General features: G+C 66.5%; 11 protein-coding genes and 1 tRNA gene. 7 read left to right on the top strand and 5 right to left on the bottom strand.

Translation table 11 applies throughout. The features are described from left to right. The 3 genes from AC56LU_RS18360 to AC56LU_RS18370 all read right to left on the bottom strand — a co-directional run. A partial coding sequence (locus AC56LU_RS18360; RefSeq protein ID WP_497177053.1) for an ATP-binding protein occupies window positions 1–2,018 on the bottom strand: 2,018 nt, incomplete at its 3' end. Between the two features lie 206 nt (window positions 2,019–2,224). Beyond that, the gene (locus AC56LU_RS18365; protein WP_497177054.1) at window positions 2,225–2,443 is read right to left on the bottom strand and encodes a YbdD/YjiX family protein; all 219 of its coding nucleotides are present in this window, start codon (window positions 2,441–2,443) and stop codon (window positions 2,225–2,227) included. Beyond that, entirely contained in the window at window positions 2,443–4,509 is a 2,067-nt protein-coding gene (locus tag AC56LU_RS18370; RefSeq protein WP_497177055.1) for a carbon starvation CstA family protein, read from the bottom strand. The genes AC56LU_RS18365 and AC56LU_RS18370 overlap by 1 nt, the downstream gene beginning before the upstream one ends. A gap of 348 nt (window positions 4,510–4,857) precedes the next feature. Between AC56LU_RS18370 and AC56LU_RS18375 the strand changes: the two genes are divergently transcribed. The 5 genes from AC56LU_RS18375 (at window position 4,858) to AC56LU_RS18395 (ending at window position 10,340) form a co-directional block, all read left to right on the top strand. Further along, window positions 4,858–6,222 (top strand): cache domain-containing protein, encoded by a 1,365-nt coding sequence (locus AC56LU_RS18375; protein ID WP_497177056.1) that lies wholly within the window; start codon window positions 4,858–4,860, stop codon window positions 6,220–6,222. After that, window positions 6,219–6,857, top strand: a complete 639-nt coding sequence (locus tag AC56LU_RS18380; RefSeq protein ID WP_497177057.1) for a response regulator transcription factor — start codon at window positions 6,219–6,221, stop codon at window positions 6,855–6,857. Before AC56LU_RS18375 ends, AC56LU_RS18380 begins: the two co-directional genes overlap by 4 nt. Window positions 6,858–6,974: 117 nt before the next feature. After that, complete coding sequence (locus tag AC56LU_RS18385; protein ID WP_497177058.1) at window positions 6,975–8,144, top strand: EAL and HDOD domain-containing protein; 1,170 nt, start codon at window positions 6,975–6,977, stop codon at window positions 8,142–8,144. Between the two features lies 1 nt (window position 8,145). Beyond that, entirely contained in the window at window positions 8,146–10,191 is a 2,046-nt protein-coding gene (locus tag AC56LU_RS18390; RefSeq protein ID WP_497177059.1) for a putative bifunctional diguanylate cyclase/phosphodiesterase, read from the top strand. Between the two features lie 59 nt (window positions 10,192–10,250). Then, a tRNA-Ser gene (locus AC56LU_RS18395) sits at window positions 10,251–10,340 on the top strand. A gap of 289 nt (window positions 10,341–10,629) precedes the next feature. On the opposite strand, the gene AC56LU_RS18400 is transcribed toward AC56LU_RS18395, so the two are convergent. Then, window positions 10,630–11,835 carry an acyltransferase family protein gene (locus AC56LU_RS18400; protein ID WP_497177060.1) on the bottom strand — a complete coding sequence of 402 codons (1,206 nt, stop codon included), beginning with the start codon at window positions 11,833–11,835 and terminating at the stop codon, window positions 10,630–10,632. A 125-nt stretch (window positions 11,836–11,960) separates the two neighbouring features. Next, a complete protein-coding gene (locus tag AC56LU_RS18405) occupies window positions 11,961–13,205 on the bottom strand; it encodes an MFS transporter (RefSeq protein ID WP_497177061.1) in 1,245 nt (414 codons plus the stop codon). 113 nt (window positions 13,206–13,318) lie between these two features. On the opposite strand from AC56LU_RS18405, the gene AC56LU_RS18410 reads away from it, so the two are divergent. Together AC56LU_RS18410 and AC56LU_RS18415 are read left to right on the top strand one after the other, a co-directional pair. Beyond that, complete coding sequence (locus AC56LU_RS18410) at window positions 13,319–14,260, top strand: LysR family transcriptional regulator (RefSeq protein WP_497177062.1); 942 nt, start codon at window positions 13,319–13,321, stop codon at window positions 14,258–14,260. Window positions 14,261–14,463: 203 nt separating this feature from the next. Further along, window positions 14,464–15,615 carry a TRAP transporter substrate-binding protein gene (locus AC56LU_RS18415; RefSeq protein WP_497177063.1) on the top strand — a complete coding sequence of 384 codons (1,152 nt, stop codon included), beginning with the start codon at window positions 14,464–14,466 and terminating at the stop codon, window positions 15,613–15,615. The last annotated feature ends 19 nt before the right edge of the window (window positions 15,616–15,634 follow it).

Genomic DNA, 15,634 nt, shown 5'->3' on the forward strand with positions numbered 1-15,634 from the left:
GCTGCGCCGGGGGCGGCCGCAGGGGCGGCCTGGGTGGCGCAGGGCGCGTGCAGGCGTGCCGCACAGGCGCCCAGGCAGGCGTACAGGTCGGCCGCGCGCGCCGGCTTGACCAGCTGGTAGGCGACCCCGGCGGCGCGGCGCTGGACCGGATCGGCCGCCAGCCGCTCCGGGCTCACCAGCACCAGGTGGGTGGCGCGCGCACCGGCGTCGGCCTTGATCGACGCCGCCAGCGCCAGGCCGCTGGTATGCGTCAGTTCCATGTCCAGGACCGCCGCGTCGTAGGGGCGGCCGGCCCGGGCCGCACTCAGCAGGCGCTCGTAGCCCGAGGCGGCGCTGGCGGCGCCGTCGCAGGTCGCACGCCAGGCCTGCAGCTGCTGGACCAGGTCCTCGCGGTTCTCTTCCTGCTCGTCCACCACCAGCACGCGCAGGCCTTCGAGCGGGTGCTGGCGGCGGCCGGGCGCGTCCGGCGCATCGGGATCGACGCGGCGCTTGTCGAAGCTGACCGTGAACCAGAAGATCGAACCGGGCGTGGGCGCGTTGTCCACCCCGATCGCGCCGCCCATCAGCTCCACCAGCTGCTTCGAGATCGCCAGGCCCAGGCCGGTGCCGCCGTAGCGGCGGGTAGTGGAATCGTCGGCCTGCGAGAAGGCCTCGAACAGGCGCGCGCGCGCCTCGCGCGAGATGCCGATGCCGGTGTCGTGCACTTCGAAGCGCAGCATCACCGACTGCGTGTCTTCGCCGGCCACCCGAACCCGCGCCAGGATGCGTCCCTCTTCGGTAAACTTGATGGCGTTGCCGAGCAGGTTGGCCATGATCTGGCGCAGCCGGTTAGGGTCGCCGCAGATCGCCACCGGGATGTCGTTGGCGATGTCGAAATCGAAGCCGATGCCCTTGCCGGCGGCCTGCGGGGTGTAGACGTTGTGGATGTCGTCCAGCAGGTCCCACAGGTTGAAGTTGATGTACTCGATGGTCAGCTTGCCGGCCTCGATCTTGGAGAAGTCGAGGATGTCGTTGATGATCACCAGCAGGTGCTCGCCCGAGCGCTTGACCAGGGTGGTGTAGTTGCGCTGGCTCTCGGAGAGATCCGTCGCGAGAAGCATTTCGGTCATCCCGAGCACGCCGTTCATCGGGGTGCGGATCTCGTGGCTCATGGTGGCCAGGAAGGCGCTCTTGGCGCGGCTGGCGGCCTCGGCGGCGTTCTTGGCCTTCTCCAGCTGTTCGGTGCGCACGCCGACCTGGCGTTCCAGCTCGTCGCGGTGGTGCAGCAGGGCGGCGCCGCGGTCCTCGATCTGGGCCATCATGGTGTTGAAGCTGTCGATCAGCTGGCCCAGTTCGTCGGTGCGCTGGTGGGCGATGCGCAGGCTGTAGTTCTGGCTTGCGGAGACCTTCTGCGCGGCCTGGATCAGCTTGGTCACCGGCTCGGCGATGCTGCGCTTGAAGCGGCCCGCCATGGCCACCGCGACCACCAGCGAGACGCACATCGCCAGGCCCATCACGACCAGCCCGACGAAGATGTCGATCCAGGTCGCGACCAGGTCGGTCTCGATCATGACCACGCCGACCTGGAGCTCACCGGCCATCACCGGCTGGTACAGCCGCACGTGGCGCGCCAGCAGGGTCCGGCTCCTGGCATTGACGGCCGCCAGGGCGTCGGCGTCGATTCCGTCGAGCGCCGCGGGCGGAACCAGGTCTTCGGTTCCGCTGTCGCTGCTGGTGACGTATTGCGCGAACGGCTGGCCGTTGCGGTCGTACAGGACGGCGGTGGCGATGTCGCTCTTGGCCGCCAGCGCGCCGAGGGCGTTGCGGGCGCGGGCGCCGTCGCGCAGCAGCAGGTAATCGGCGCTGCTGGCCGCGATCACCTGGGCAAAGGTCGACAGCTGGGTCGCCTCGTCCTTGCGATGGTTGGCCACCGAGGTCGCGGCGAAGGCCGCGAACACGAATGCCAGCGCGGTCGCGGTCGAGAGCAGCGAGATGATGGTCAGCTTCTGGTTCAGGCTGGAGCGCTCGAAGTTCGGCATTCTGATCCCGCAGGCACGGCGGAACGGCCCGGCGCCGGACGACGCAGGGCTTCCTTTGCGGAATGCAAATTCCCGCAAGAAAAAAATATACGTTCAAGGGGAGGGGGAAGCGTTGATGGAGGTCAACGTGCGGGGGAAGGACGCAGGGGAGGGCGCAAAAGCAGAGGGGCGCCACTAGCGCCCCTCCATGGTGTCGACTACAAGCCTCAGCAGCAGGTGGCCCGCTTGCCCCCATACCGCGCTTCCTGCCGCTCACGGAAAAACTCCTCGTACGTCATCGGCGTCTGGTCCGGATGGGTACGTTCCATGTGGGCCAGGTAGGTGTCGTACTCGGGCAGGCCGACCATCAGGCGCATGCTCTGCCCGAGGTACTTGCCTGCCTGCTTCGTGGCTTCAAGCCCGGCATCGAGCAGATTGCTGAACATCACTGCACCTGTGGAGCAGGCATTGCCACGTACGGGGTCTCCTTCGCGGTCGGACCGCTGCTCGAACGGGCGGCCATTACGGTGCGCACGCCGTACACCAGCACCGCCAGCACCACGAACATGAAGAAGCCCGCCAGCGTCGCATTGACGTAGTCGTTGAAAATGATGCGCTCCATCTGCTCGATGGTCTTGGCCGGGGCCAGCACCGTGCCGGCATCGTGCGCGGCCTGGAACTTGTCGGCGTGGGCCAGGAATCCGACCTTCGGATCGTCCGCGAAGATCTTCTGCCAGCCGGCGGTGAGGGTACAGGCCAGCAGCCACAGGGTCGGCACGACCGTGATCCAGGCGTACTGTGCGCGCTTCATCTTGTACAGCACGCAGGTGCCCAGCATCAGCGCGATACCGGCCAGCATCTGGTTGGCGATGCCGAACAGCGGCCACAGGGTATTGATGCCGCCCAGCGGATCAACCACGCCCTGGTACAGGAAGTAGCCCCAGGCGGCCACGCACAGACCGGTGGCCAGCAGGTTGGCCGGAAGCGACTCGGTGCGCTTGAGCGAGGGGGCGAAGGCGCCCAGCAGGTCCTGCAGCATGAAGCGGCCGGCGCGGGTGCCCGCGTCCACCGCGGTGAGGATGAACAGCGCCTCGAACAGGATCGCGAAGTGGTACCAGAAGGCCATCATGGCCTGGCCGCCGACCACGTTCGACAGGATGTGGGCCATGCCCACGGCGAGGGTCGGGGCGCCGCCGGCGCGCGAGATGATGGTGTTCTCGCCGACGTCCCTGGCCATCTGCTCGAGGGTCTCGGGCGTGATCACGAAGCCCATCTGCGACACCGCAGCCGCCGCCGACTGCGCGGTGCTGCCCAGCACGGCGGCCGGGCTGTTCATCGCGAAGTAGACGCCCGGGTCGATGGTGGACGCCGCCACCAGCGCCATGATGGCCACGAAGGATTCCATCAGCATGCCGCCGTAGCCGATGAAGCGGGCGTGGGTCTCGTTCTCGATCATCTTCGGGGTGGTGCCCGACGAGATCAAGGCGTGGAAGCCCGACACCGCGCCGCAGGCGATGGTGATGAACAGGAAGGGGAACAGGTTGCCCGACCAGACCGGGCCGCTGCCGTCGATGAACTTGGTCACCGCGGGCATGCGCAGCTCGGGGGCGACGATCACGATGCCGATCGCCAGCGCCACGATGGTGCCGATCTTCAGGAAGGTGGACAGGTAGTCGCGCGGCGCCAGCAGCAGCCACACGGGGATGACCGAGGCGACGAAGCCGTAGCCGATCAGCATCCAGGTGAGCTGGGTGCCGGTGAAGTCGAACATCGGGGACAGGGTGGGCGAATCGTGCACCCATTGGCCGCCGACGATGGCCAGCATCAGCAGCACGAAGCCGATGATCGAGACTTCGCCGATGCGGCCGACGCGCGCATAGCGCGAATACAGGCCCATGAACAGCGCGATCGGGATGGTCGCCATCACGGTGAAGCTGCCCCATGGCGAATGGGTCAGCGCCTTCACCACGATGAGTGCCAGCACCGCCAGGATGATCACCATGATCATGAAGGTGCCGAGCAGCGCGATCAGGCCCGGGACCTCGCCCATTTCGGACTTGATCAGGTCGCCGAGCGAGCGGCCGTCGCGGCGGGTGGACATGAACAGCACGATGAAGTCCTGGACGGCGCCGGCAAAGACGACGCCGGCCAGGATCCACATCATGCTCGGCAAATAGCCCATCTGGGCGGCCAGCACCGGGCCGACCAGCGGGCCGGCGCCGGCGATCGCGGCGAAGTGGTGGCCGTACAGCACGTACTTGTTGGTCGGGACATAGTCCAGGCCGTCGTTATACTTGTAGGCGGGGGTCTGGCGCTTCTCGTCGAGCTGCAAGGCCTTGTAGGCGATGAACTTGCTGTAGAAACGGTAGGCGATCAGGTAGACGCAGACGGCTGCGGCGACGATCCAGATCGCATTGATGGTCTCGCCCTGCTTGACGGCGACGTACCCGAGCGAAAATGCGCCGACGATCGACAGTGCGATCCAGCCGAGCGCACTCGACATGCTTTTCATGGTGCTCCTCCGAGGATGGATTGATACTTGTTGTGGCCGGTCGTGGTTTGTCTTGACCGGCGGTTTTTTGGACAGCGTACCGGCAAGTATGTTGCACGATTATCAGCACCACAAGCGCACCATTACGCAGTGCCTGCGTACTAATACGTAGAAGGCGGCTCCTGCAGCCAAGCAGTTTCAGCCGTAGAATGCCAAGCTGATTTGTTGCGAGAAACTCGTACCGTAGGGTGGGCGGGTCTCCCGCCCACGCGTTCAACCAGTGGCCGAATCATTGTGCGCGGTATTTTTTACCGCTGACTATCACCGCGTGGGCGGCATAGCCGCCCACCCTGCGAAAACAGAACCCTGATGAAGTTAAGGCAGAAGCTGATTGTGCTGGCCATCGGACCACTGATCGTCGCCCTGTGCGCGATCGCCCTGTTCGTGCGCCAGCAGGCCGTCGAGCTGGCCCAGCAGCAGCGCGCCACCATCCAGCGCGCCTACCTGGCCAGCAAGGAGGCCGAGCTGCGCCACTACGTGGCGCTGGCGACGCAGTCGATCGGCCACCTGACCCGCTCGGGCCGCAGCGACCCCGCCACGCTGGACGAGGCCAAGCGCATCCTCGGCGCCCTGAGCTTCGGCGACGACGGCTATTTCTTCGTGTACGACATGCGGGGCCGCAGCCTGATGCATCCGCGCCAGCCGGAACTGGTCGGCACCGAGATGTGGAACTGGCTCGACGCCAACGGCGTGCCGACCATCCAGCGCCTGATCGAGCGCGCCCGCGCCGGCGGGGGCTTTCACCGCTACACCTGGGTCAAGCCGACCTCGCACCGGCCGGCGCCCAAGCTCGGCTACGTGGTGCCGGTGGCGCATTGGGGCTGGATGATGGGCACCGGGATCTACCTCGACGATGTCGAAGCCGCGCTGGCGCAGATCGACGCCCAGCAGTCGCGCAACATCGACGAGACCTTGCTGTGGATCGCCGGCCTGGCGATCCTGGCATCCAGCGCGGTGGCGAGCGGCGGACTGGTACTCAACCTGCGCGAGCTGCGCGTGGCCGACGCCAAGCTCAGGGCGCTGGCCCAGCGCGTGGTTGAATCGCAGGAAGAAGAGCGGGCGCGCCTGTCGCGCGACCTGCACGACGGGATCAGCCAGGCGCTGGTCTCGGTCAAACTGCAGCTGGAGGCGGGCATCATCCGGCTGGACGGCGACGCGGCCCAGCAGCAGGCGGCGCGCGGCGCGCTCGACCGCACGGTGGACCAGGTCAAGTCGGTGCTGGGCGAAGTGCGCCGCATCTCGCACGACCTGCGCCCCGCGCTGCTGGACGACCTGGGGTTGGCGCCGGCGCTCGACCACCTGGCCAGCGAGTTCGGCCGCCACAGCGGCACCCCGGTGCGCTTCCGCGCCGAAGGAGCGGTGGACGCGCTGCCCGAGATGGCGGGCACGGTGCTGTTTCGCATCGCCCAGGAGGCACTGACCAATGCCGAACGCCATGCCGGCGCGCGCCAGGTCGAGATGCGCCTGATACGGCGCGGCCGCTGCCTCACCTTGAACATCGCCGACGACGGCAAGGGCTTCGATGCCCACGGCATCGCCCGGCACCCGCAGCGCGGCATCGGCCTGCGCAACATGATGGAACGGATGGAAGCCATCGGCGGCAAACTGACGATCGATTCTTCGCCGCTGGGCACCCGCGTGGTGGCCAGCATCGATCTGGAGGAGCACACATGAGCAACGCTTCGGAAATCCGCATTCTGCTGGTGGACGACCACCCCCTGGTGCGCGACGGCCTGCGCGCACGCCTGGAAGCCGCGCCGCGCCTGCGCGTGGTGGGCGAGGCCGGTTCGAGCCAGGAAGCCCTCGAGCAGGCCGGCGCCTGCCAGCCCGACCTGGTGCTGATGGATGTGAACATGAAGGGCGGCAGCGGCATCGAAGCCACCGCGCGCCTGACCGGGCGCTTTCCCGGCATCGCGGTGCTGGTGTTGTCGATGCACGACAAGCCGGAATACGTGACCCAGGCAATGCAGGCCGGCGCGCGCGGCTACGTACTGAAGGATGCGCCGGGCAAGGACATCGTGCTGGCAATCGATACCGTGATGGGCGGCGGCATCTATTACAGCGCGGCGCTGGCGCGCCAGCTGGCCAACCCGGCCGCGCCCGACGACGTCCTGACCGTGCGCGAGCAGGAAGTCCTCACGCACATCGCGGACGGCCAGTCGAACAAGCAGATCGCGCGCACGCTCGACCTGTCGGTGCGCACCGTGGAAACCCACCGCCTCAACATCAAGCGCAAGCTCGGCATCGAAGGACAGGCAGAACTGATCCGCTACGCCGTCCAGCGCGCGGAAAACCGTGGTTATTCGTGAGGATGCGTAGTTTGTATCCTCAAAGAAACAAAAGGTGTTGCTTTCTGATAATCGCTCGAATAAGATTGATCGAATAATCATTCAGCGCCCCTCGAGAGGGCGCACCGAAAGCCCATCATGGCCGAGCTGGACCCCGACTCGTTTCCGCTGGTAGCAATCGACCCGGTCGCCAATGGGCAGAACGAGTGGGTAGCGTTGTGCCTGCGGGTCGGGAACGGCGCCGCGTCTGCGCAGCAGCTGCAGGCCGTGTTCGGGACGCCCGACCTGCTGGCCGCGATCGCCCCGCTCGACGGGCTCCTGCTCATCGACCATCCCGCGGTCTTGACGCCGCCCGTGCTGGCCCTGATGCCGGCCAGCCGCATAGGCTTCGTCGTGGCCGCGGCCGCACTCGGCACCGACGGCGTGGCGCGGCGCCTCGTCGAACTGCACGAGACCGGCTATCGCCTCTGGCTCGACGGTGCGCTGGCGCCCGGCGTAAAGATGCCGGCGGCGCTGCGCACCATTGCGCGCGACTGTGGACGCGACCCCGTGCCCGCAGGCCCGCTGGCGGCGCTGTTCGGGCCGCACCTGGCGCGCGGGGTGGATAGCTGCGCGCGCTTGACGCAATGCGAGGCGGCCGGCTTCGACTGGTTCAGCGGCGCCTATCCCCTCGATCCGCTACCGGGCGGCGACCACGGCGACGGCACTTCCCAGCGCCGCATCCTGACCCTGTTGGGCCTCTTGTCGCGCGACGCCGATTCGCGCGAGATCGAGCAGCAGCTCAAGCAGGACCCGGCGCTGTCCTGGCACCTGCTCAAACTGGTCAACTCGGCCGCCTTTGCGGTAAGCACCCAGATCACCAGCTTCAACCAGGCCATCAGCCTGCTCGGCCGGCGTCAGCTGCAGCGCTGGCTGCAGCTGCTGCTGTACGCGCGCCAGCAGCCGGACGGCCCGCCAAACTTGCTGCTGCCGCTGGCGGCGCGCCGCGCCGCGCAACTGGAAGCGCTGTGCAAAGGGGCAGGGGGCACGCGCGACGCCTGCGACCAGGCCTTCATGACCGGCGTGTTCTCGCTGCTCGACCGGCTGCTGCACATGCCGATGACGGACATCGTCGGCGCGCTGTGCCTGCCGCCGCAGGTGTCGGGCGCGCTGCTGGGGCGCAGCGGCGACTTCGGCACGTGGCTGCGCCTGACCGAAACCCATCCCTCCCACGAAGCCCTCGACGCGGCGGGCATCGCCAGCGTCGACTGGTGGAGCAGCCAGTTGAACGCCTATCACTGGGCCATCCAGGTGGGACGAAATGTGTAATATGCACGACACCGCGACCGTGGAGGCATCACTCGATTTCATCGGCGCCACCACCGCCGCAGGCGACGCCGTCCTGCGTCTGCGCGGCGACGCCCTGCACGAGGAACTCGGCCGCATCGCCGCCGGCCTGCTGGACAGCCCCCAGGGGCGCTTCCTGCCCGGCGCCGGTATCGGCGGCGCAGCCTGCCCCGGTGCGCTGCTGCGCCAGGTGGTGGCCGGCGCCTCGGAACAATTCGGCATCTACGAAGTGGCTGGACGTGGGGCGTACACGGCGGACGACGCGCGCCAGCTGGCCGGCCTCGCGCACCTGACCGCGTCGCTGCTGCAGGTGCATTCGCTGGCGGTGCGCTCGACCCATGCCTACGCGCAGATGGAAGCCCAGCTCGCGCACCAGTCGCAGATCCTCGACCAGATCCACGAGTCGGTGCTGACGATGGACCAGATGGGTTACATCACCAGCTGGAACCGCGGCGCCGAAGAGCTGTTCGGCTATACCGCGCTGGAAGCGATCGGCCGCAACATCCTGTTCCTGTACGCCGACGAGGACGAAGGCTTCCATTGCAGCTTCGCGGAGCAGGGCGGTCGCATGATGGAAGTGCGGCGCCAGAAAAAGTCGGGCGAAGTGTTCTGGGCCAGCCTGTCGCTGTCGCCGCTGCGCGACCTGGCCGAGCGCCCGATCGGCCTGATCGCCTACCTCACCGACATCACCGAGCGCAAGCAGGCCGAGGAACAGCTGCATCATTTGGCCTACTACGACGAACTCACCGGCCTGCCGAACCGCACGCTGTTCGCGCGCCTGGTCGACCAGGCCCTGATGGTGGCGCAGCGTAACGAGGCCGCCGGCTGCGTGCTGTTCATCGACCTGAACCGCTTCAAGCGCATCAACGACACCCTGGGCCGCCGCATCGGCGACGAACTGCTGCGCCAGGCGGCCCAGCGCTTCCGCGACACGCTGCGCGACGAAGACGTGGTGGCGCGCCTGTCGGGCGACGAATTCGCGGTGGGCCTGTTCGACATCCGCCAGCACTTCGAAGCCACCACGGTGGCGCAGAAGCTGCAGGCCGCCCTCGACGCGCCATTCCTGATCGGCGGCCACGACCTGCGCGTGGGCGCCAGCATCGGCATCAGCGTCTATCCGCAGGACGGCAGCGAGGCCGAGATCCTGCTCGGACTGGCCGACATCGCGATGGAACGGGCCAAGCAGCTCGATGCCAACCCGGACCGCAGCGTCGCCTTCTACAGCCAGGACATGAACCAGGGCATGCAGGAACGCATGCGCATCGAATCCGGCTTGCGCCAGGCGCTCGGCAACGGTGAATTGATCCTGTACTACCAGCCGAAGTTCGAGCTGGGCACCGACCGCATCGTCGGCGCCGAGGCCCTGGTGCGCTGGCTGCACCCGACCCGCGGCGTGGTGCCCCCGAGCGAGTTCATTCCGCTGGCCGAGAGCACGGGCCTGATCGTGCAGGTGGGCGAGTGGGTGCTGGAACAGGCCTGTGCCCAGGCGGCGATCTGGCAGCGTTCCGGCATTGCGCCGCTGCGCCTGGCGGTGAACGTGTCGGCACGCGAGTTCACGCAGTCGCTTCCAGGCCGCGTGGCCGAGACGCTGGCCCGCTACCAGCTGGATGCCTCGTGGCTGGAGCTGGAGATCACCGAGAGCACCCTGATGCACGACTTCGAACGCGTCACCGCGATCATGGACCGCATCAACCAGCTGGGCGTGGCGCTGTCGCTGGACGATTTCGGCACCGGCTATTCGAGCCTGTCCTACCTGAAGCGCTTCCCGATCGACACGCTCAAGATCGACCGCTCGTTCACCATGGGCATACCGGACGACCCGAGCGACTGCGCGATCGCCGGAACGATCGTCAGCATGGCCCAGCAACTGGGGCTGCGCGTGATCGCCGAGGGCGTGGAGACGCTGGAGCAGCTGGCCTTCCTGCGCGCGTCGGGCTGCGATGAAGTGCAGGGCTACCTGTACAGCAAGCCGCTGCCGGCATTGGACTTCGAGCGTTGCCTGCGTGAGAACTGGCTGCTGGTGGCCTGAGCGTTTAGGCAGATTCGCTGTCCGGCATTGATGAATTATGTATAATGCCGGTTCCTCAGGGAAGCGTGGCCGAGTGGTTGAAGGCAGCAGTCTTGAAAACTGCCGACGGGGGAACCCGTTCGTGAGTTCGAATCTCACCGCTTCCGCCAAGCATACTGAACAAGAGCCCCACACGTTGGGGCTTTTTTTCGTCGTTACATAGGAGAAGTGTAAAAAGCCGAAGAGCAGCCGGCTGGGAGCAGGGTCCTCTTGATGCCGATGCCCGTGTCTCCGATCTCGACATGGACCTGATCGTTTTCCACCCACGTGGCGCAGGTGATGACGCCGCCCTCCGGCGACCTCTAAAGCGGGCTTCCAACTGAATATTGCACCGATCGCCTCGTCGATTGCACAACGAGCGAATTGCCAGCCACTTCGGGGATCAACGGCGGCCGCTGGTCACTGCCGGCGTTCCGCTGCATGGGGGCCTTTGAAGTGATCCGGGGCGGACGCAGGCGCCAGCAGCATCCGTTTGACGAAGCGCCGCAGGCGGTAGGTATTTGCCTCGAAGGGCAGGTGGAAGAGGTAAGCGAACACGACGATAGCGGTGAACACCGCCGCGTACACCAGCAGCGATGCCGGGTCCGTGGTCGACAGGCGCGCCGACCCGATTGGTTCGTGGAGGAACTTGGCCAGGTAGATCAAGGGGTAGTGGATCACATACAAGGTGAACGAAAACGGCGCCAGCAGTCCCGCAAGGCCCGCCAGCCGGTTCCCGATGCCTGCGCGATTCGCGGGAAACTGCAGGCTCGACAGCAGGCAGAGGAAGAGCACGCTGAACAGCAGGTCTTCGGCAAACGTGGCCGCAACCAGGGTGCCGATACTGCCCTTTAGCCGAAGGTGAACGGCAAGCGCAACGATCACGACGATCAACACCAGGCGCGCGGCGCGGGTGGTGTCAATGCGGATGCGCGAAAACAGTACACCGAGCAGCCAGACCAGGAAATACAGCATGAGGTCGAACAGCAGCTGGTAGCCGATGAGGGCGCAGGCGGCCAGGCCGGCCACCTTGGTGCTTGCCTTCTGCGCGATGACTGGCAGCAGGAGCAACGGGAACAGCGCGTAGTACCACATCTCGTTCGACAGGCTCCACAGCGAAAAATTGCTGCCGAAGCGAGGCACTGCCATCCCTTGCAGGCCGAATAGATTGCCCCAGAACGTGCTCCACGAGTATTCGTTGTCCGGCGCGTAACTGATCCGGCTCGGATCGACCGTCTGCATGATGGCGCCGATGGCCAGCGTGAGCACGAAGGCCGGTACCAGCACGATCCACATGCGGGTGATCCGGTCGATCGCGTACGACATCATGCAATGGGGCTCCCCCAGCTTGTTCAGCAGGCTGCCGCCCACCAGCCAGCCGCTCAGCAGGAAGAAGATCACCACGGCGATGTGCGAGAAGCCGGTGAGGAAGGCCAGCCCCTGGTACCAGAGCGATGGGTCGGCCACTGTTTTCAGGCTCGGGAACAATTCTCCGCGCAGATGGGCAGCGACCACCTGCAGGGCGGCGATGCTGCGCAGGGCCGAAATCAGGACCGAATGCTGGTAGCTTTCGTTCAGGTTGGTCCGGTCGAGCAGACGTATGTGCATGGTGCTTGCAGGATTCATCGCCCTCTCCGGTTGTCAGCCAAACGTTCGGATCGTAGCCCGTCAGTTGCGTGGTCGGTTTGAGGGTGCACAGGGAGGTCGGTATGCTGTCATGCGGCAGCGCCAAGCGCGCCGCCTTGCGCATGCTAGTGACCACAGCGTGCATCGGCCGGATCGCCGGCCGTGCGCGCAGCCACGCGCGCGGCACCGAACTCGCCCAGCCAGTACAGCAGCGCCGCCGCGGGAAACGCCAGGCCGGTGAGCAGGGCGGCATGCCAGCCATGGCTGGCGAACACCCAGCCGCCCAGGGCCGAGCCGAGCGCGCCGCCGGCGAAGAACAGGGCGAAGAAGATCCCGTTCAGGCGGCTGCGGATGTCGGCAGCGAGGCTGAAGATGGCGCGCTGCCCCAGCACCAGGTTGGCGGCTACACCCATGTCGAGGATGATCGAGGCCAGCACCAGCAAAGCCAGCGCCACCTCGCGTGAGGCCGGCGCCACCAGCGGCAGGGCGAAGCCGGCAACGCCCAGCACCAGCGCGGCGGCAGTGGCCACCAGGGTGTGCCCGCGGTCGGCCAGCTTGCCGGCGATCGGCGAAGCCACCGCGCCGGCCATGCCGACCAGGGCGAAGATCGCGATCCCCGTCTGCGACAGCCCGAACGCGGGGCTGGCCAGCATCAGCGGCGCCACGGTCCAGAACAGGCTGAATGCACCGAACAGGGCGGCGTGGTAGGCGGCGCGCCGGCGCAGCAGGGGCGTGCTGCGCAACAGCTTCCACAAGGATGCGATCAGGCTCGTGTAGGGCAGCGCCGCCACCGGCTGGCGGCGCGGCAGCCGTTTGTGCAGCACCAGGGCCAGCACCAGCATGTGCGCCGCCGCGATGCCGAACACCAGGTGCCAGCTGGCGTGATCGGCAATCAGGCTGGCCGCCGGCCGCGCCAGCATGATGCCCAGCAGCAGGCCGCTGACCACCTTGCCGACTGCCTGGCCGCGCGTCTCTTCGCGCGCCAGGTGCGCCGCGAAGGGCACCAGCACCTGGGCCGCCACCGAGCCGAGGCCGATGACCAGCGCCGCTGCCAGGAACAGCCGGCCATCGGTCGCCAGCGCGGCCACCAGCAGGGCGCCGGCAGTGAACAATAGCGCGCTGACGACCAGTTTGCGGTTTTCCAGCAGGTCGCCGAGCGGGACGACGAACAGCAGGCCGAGCGTATAGCCGATCTGGGTCAGGGTGACCACCAGGCCGGCCATCCCGGCCGACAGCCCGGTCGCCGTTGCGATCGGGCCGACCAGGGTCTGGGCGTAATACAGGTTGGCGACGATCAGGCCGCAGGCGGTGGCCAGCAACAGGGTCATGCCGGCGGAGATGTCGGGTTTTTCGTTTTGATGGGAGTGCATGGCGGATTCCTCGCGCGTTGAACAATGAATCCAGTCTACGGACAATCCATTGAAAGATAATCAAGGCATAATCGCTCTACATTTGTCATATGAAGTGAACAATCGGAGCGGTGATGGACAAAGTAAGGGCCATGGGGGTATTCGTGCGGATCGTCGAGGCCAACAGTTTCACCAAGGCGGCCGAAACCCTCGAGCTGCCGCGTGCGGCCTTGAGCGCCACCATGCAGAAGCTCGAGGCCCGGCTGGGCACCCGGCTGCTGCAGCGGACCACGCGCCGGCTGTCGCTGACGCCCGAGGGCATGGAGTATTACCGGCAATGCGTCGAGATCCTCGGGCTGATCGACGCCGCCGAGCTGGCGGTGCGCGGCGCCACCGGCCAGCGTCCCGGCGGCAAGCTGCGGGTCGACCTGCCCGGTGCGCTGGGACGCTACCTGGTGGTGCCGCGCATCGGCCAGTTCCGCGAAGCCTACCCCGACATCCAGCTGTCGATCAGCATGACCGACCGCCTGGTCGACCTGACCGGGGAAGGCATCGATTGCGCATTGCGCGTGGGCGCGTTGGCGGATTCGTCGATGGTGGCGCGCACGATCGGCAGCATGCGCTTCGTCGCCTGCGCCGCACCAGGCTATCTGACCAGGCGCGGCACGCCCGCCACCGTCGACGAGCTCGACGGGCACGAGGGCGTGGTGCATTTCTCGGGCCGCAGCGGCCGCCCGTTCTCGTGGGAGCTGCAGGACGGCGCGGGCGTGCGCACGTTCAGCCTCACCGGGCCGGTCGCCGTCAACGACGCCGACGCCAACCTGGCATGTGCCCTGCAGGGGCTCGGCATCGCGCAGCTGGCCCGCTACCAGGTGCGCGAACACCTGGCGCATGGGCGCCTGGTGGAAGTGCTGCCCTCGACGCCGCCGGTGCCGATGCCGGTCTCGCTGGTCTACCCGAAGGGCCGCAGCGCCGTACCGAAAGTGGCCGCCTTCATCGGCTGGCTGACGGCGCTGGTGGACGCCGATCCCGACCTGCAGACCGGCAGCGGAGATATGTTCCGCTCGGAAAAGTGAACTGGCGATCAATACAACAACACGGTACTATCTGAATGGCCCGGTAGTAAGCAATCTGTAAGGAAACAGGAGAATCCTGTGAACGCTTTCCGGCTAATTCGTCAAGGAGGAGTGTCCATACCAGTTTGTGCGTCAGCGATTCAATCCACGTATTTCATGTAGTCGGTCCGTGTAATCAAAACAGATAAAACAGGAGACATACGATGAAGAAGGATGGCAAGGATTCGAAGCAGGCAGTAGTGAACCGTCGAAAGTTTTTGGGAACCGCAGCCGCCGGCACCGCCGGCGCCACCCTCGCGGTCCCGATGATCGCAAGCGCACAAACACCGAAGCAGATGCGCTTCCAGAGCACCTGGCCCAGCAAGGACATCTTCCACGAATACGCGCTCGACTTCGCCAAGAAGGTCAACGACATGACCGGCGGCGAGCTGAAGATCGAGGTGCTGCCGGCCGGCGCCGTGGTCCCCGCTTTCGGCCTGCTGGACGCCGTCTCCAAGGGCACCCTCGACGGCGGCCACGGCGTCATGGGCTACAACTACGGCAAGCAGAGCGCCATTGCGCTGTGGACCTCGGGCCCGGCCTTCGGCATGGACGCCAACATGGTGCTGGCCTGGCACAAGTACGGCGGCGGCAAGGCGCTGCTGGCCGAGCTGTACAAGGGCATCGGCGCCAACGTCGTGTCCTTCCTCACCGGCCCGATGCCGACCCAGCCGCTCGGCTGGTTCAAGAAACCGATCAGCAAGACCGAAGACCTGAAAGGCCTGAAGTTCCGCACCAACGGCCTGGCGATCGACCTGTTCACCGCCATGGGCGCCGCAGTGAACGCGCTGCCGGCTGGCGAGATCGTCCCGGCCATGGACCGCGGCCTGCTGGACGGGGCCGAATTCAACAACGCCAGTTCCGACCGCGTGCTCGGCTTCCCGGACGTGTCCAAGATCTGCATGCTGCAAAGCTTCCACCAGAGCTCCGAGACCTTCGAGATCACCTTCAACAAGACCAAGTACGACGCGCTCCCGGCCATGATGCGGTCGATCATCGAGAACGCGGTCGAAGCGGCATCGGCCGACATGTCGTGGAAGGCGGTCGACCGCTACTCCAAGGACTATGCCGGCATGCAGGCCCAGAACGGCGTCAAGTTCTACAAGACGCCGGACTCGGTGCTGCAGGCGCAGCTGGCCGTGTGGGACCAGGTGGTGGCCAAGAAGGGCGCCGGCAATCCGCTCTTCAAGAAGGTCGAGGCGTCGATGCGCGCCTTTGCCGAGCGCGCGATGAAATGGGACATGGACACGAATAATCCGCGCCGCATGGCCTACAACCACTACTTCGGTCGTAAGGCGCCCGCGAAAAAAGCGTAAGCCTCACCTGACACTTCCT

This window comes from Telluria sp. PB2R4 (genome assembly GCF_059685695.1).

What these genes read in the sequence shown, in the direction of transcription:
- AC56LU_RS18390 (WP_497177059.1), top strand. Translation starts at nt 8,146, where the DNA reads ATGCACGACACCGCGACCGTGGAGGCATCACTCGATTTCATCGGCGCC.
- AC56LU_RS18405 (WP_497177061.1), bottom strand. Translation starts at nt 13,205, where the DNA reads ATGCACTCCCATCAAAACGAAAAACCCGACATCTCCGCCGGCATGACC.
- AC56LU_RS18375 (WP_497177056.1), top strand. Translation starts at nt 4,858, where the DNA reads ATGAAGTTAAGGCAGAAGCTGATTGTGCTGGCCATCGGACCACTGATC.
- AC56LU_RS18385 (WP_497177058.1), top strand. Translation starts at nt 6,975, where the DNA reads ATGGCCGAGCTGGACCCCGACTCGTTTCCGCTGGTAGCAATCGACCCG.
- AC56LU_RS18400 (WP_497177060.1), bottom strand. Translation starts at nt 11,835, where the DNA reads ATGAATCCTGCAAGCACCATGCACATACGTCTGCTCGACCGGACCAAC.
- AC56LU_RS18370 (WP_497177055.1), bottom strand. Translation starts at nt 4,509, where the DNA reads ATGAAAAGCATGTCGAGTGCGCTCGGCTGGATCGCACTGTCGATCGTC.
- AC56LU_RS18365 (WP_497177054.1), bottom strand. Translation starts at nt 2,443, where the DNA reads ATGTTCAGCAATCTGCTCGATGCCGGGCTTGAAGCCACGAAGCAGGCA.
- AC56LU_RS18380 (WP_497177057.1), top strand. Translation starts at nt 6,219, where the DNA reads ATGAGCAACGCTTCGGAAATCCGCATTCTGCTGGTGGACGACCACCCC.
- AC56LU_RS18415 (WP_497177063.1), top strand. Translation starts at nt 14,464, where the DNA reads ATGAAGAAGGATGGCAAGGATTCGAAGCAGGCAGTAGTGAACCGTCGA.
- AC56LU_RS18410 (WP_497177062.1), top strand. Translation starts at nt 13,319, where the DNA reads ATGGACAAAGTAAGGGCCATGGGGGTATTCGTGCGGATCGTCGAGGCC.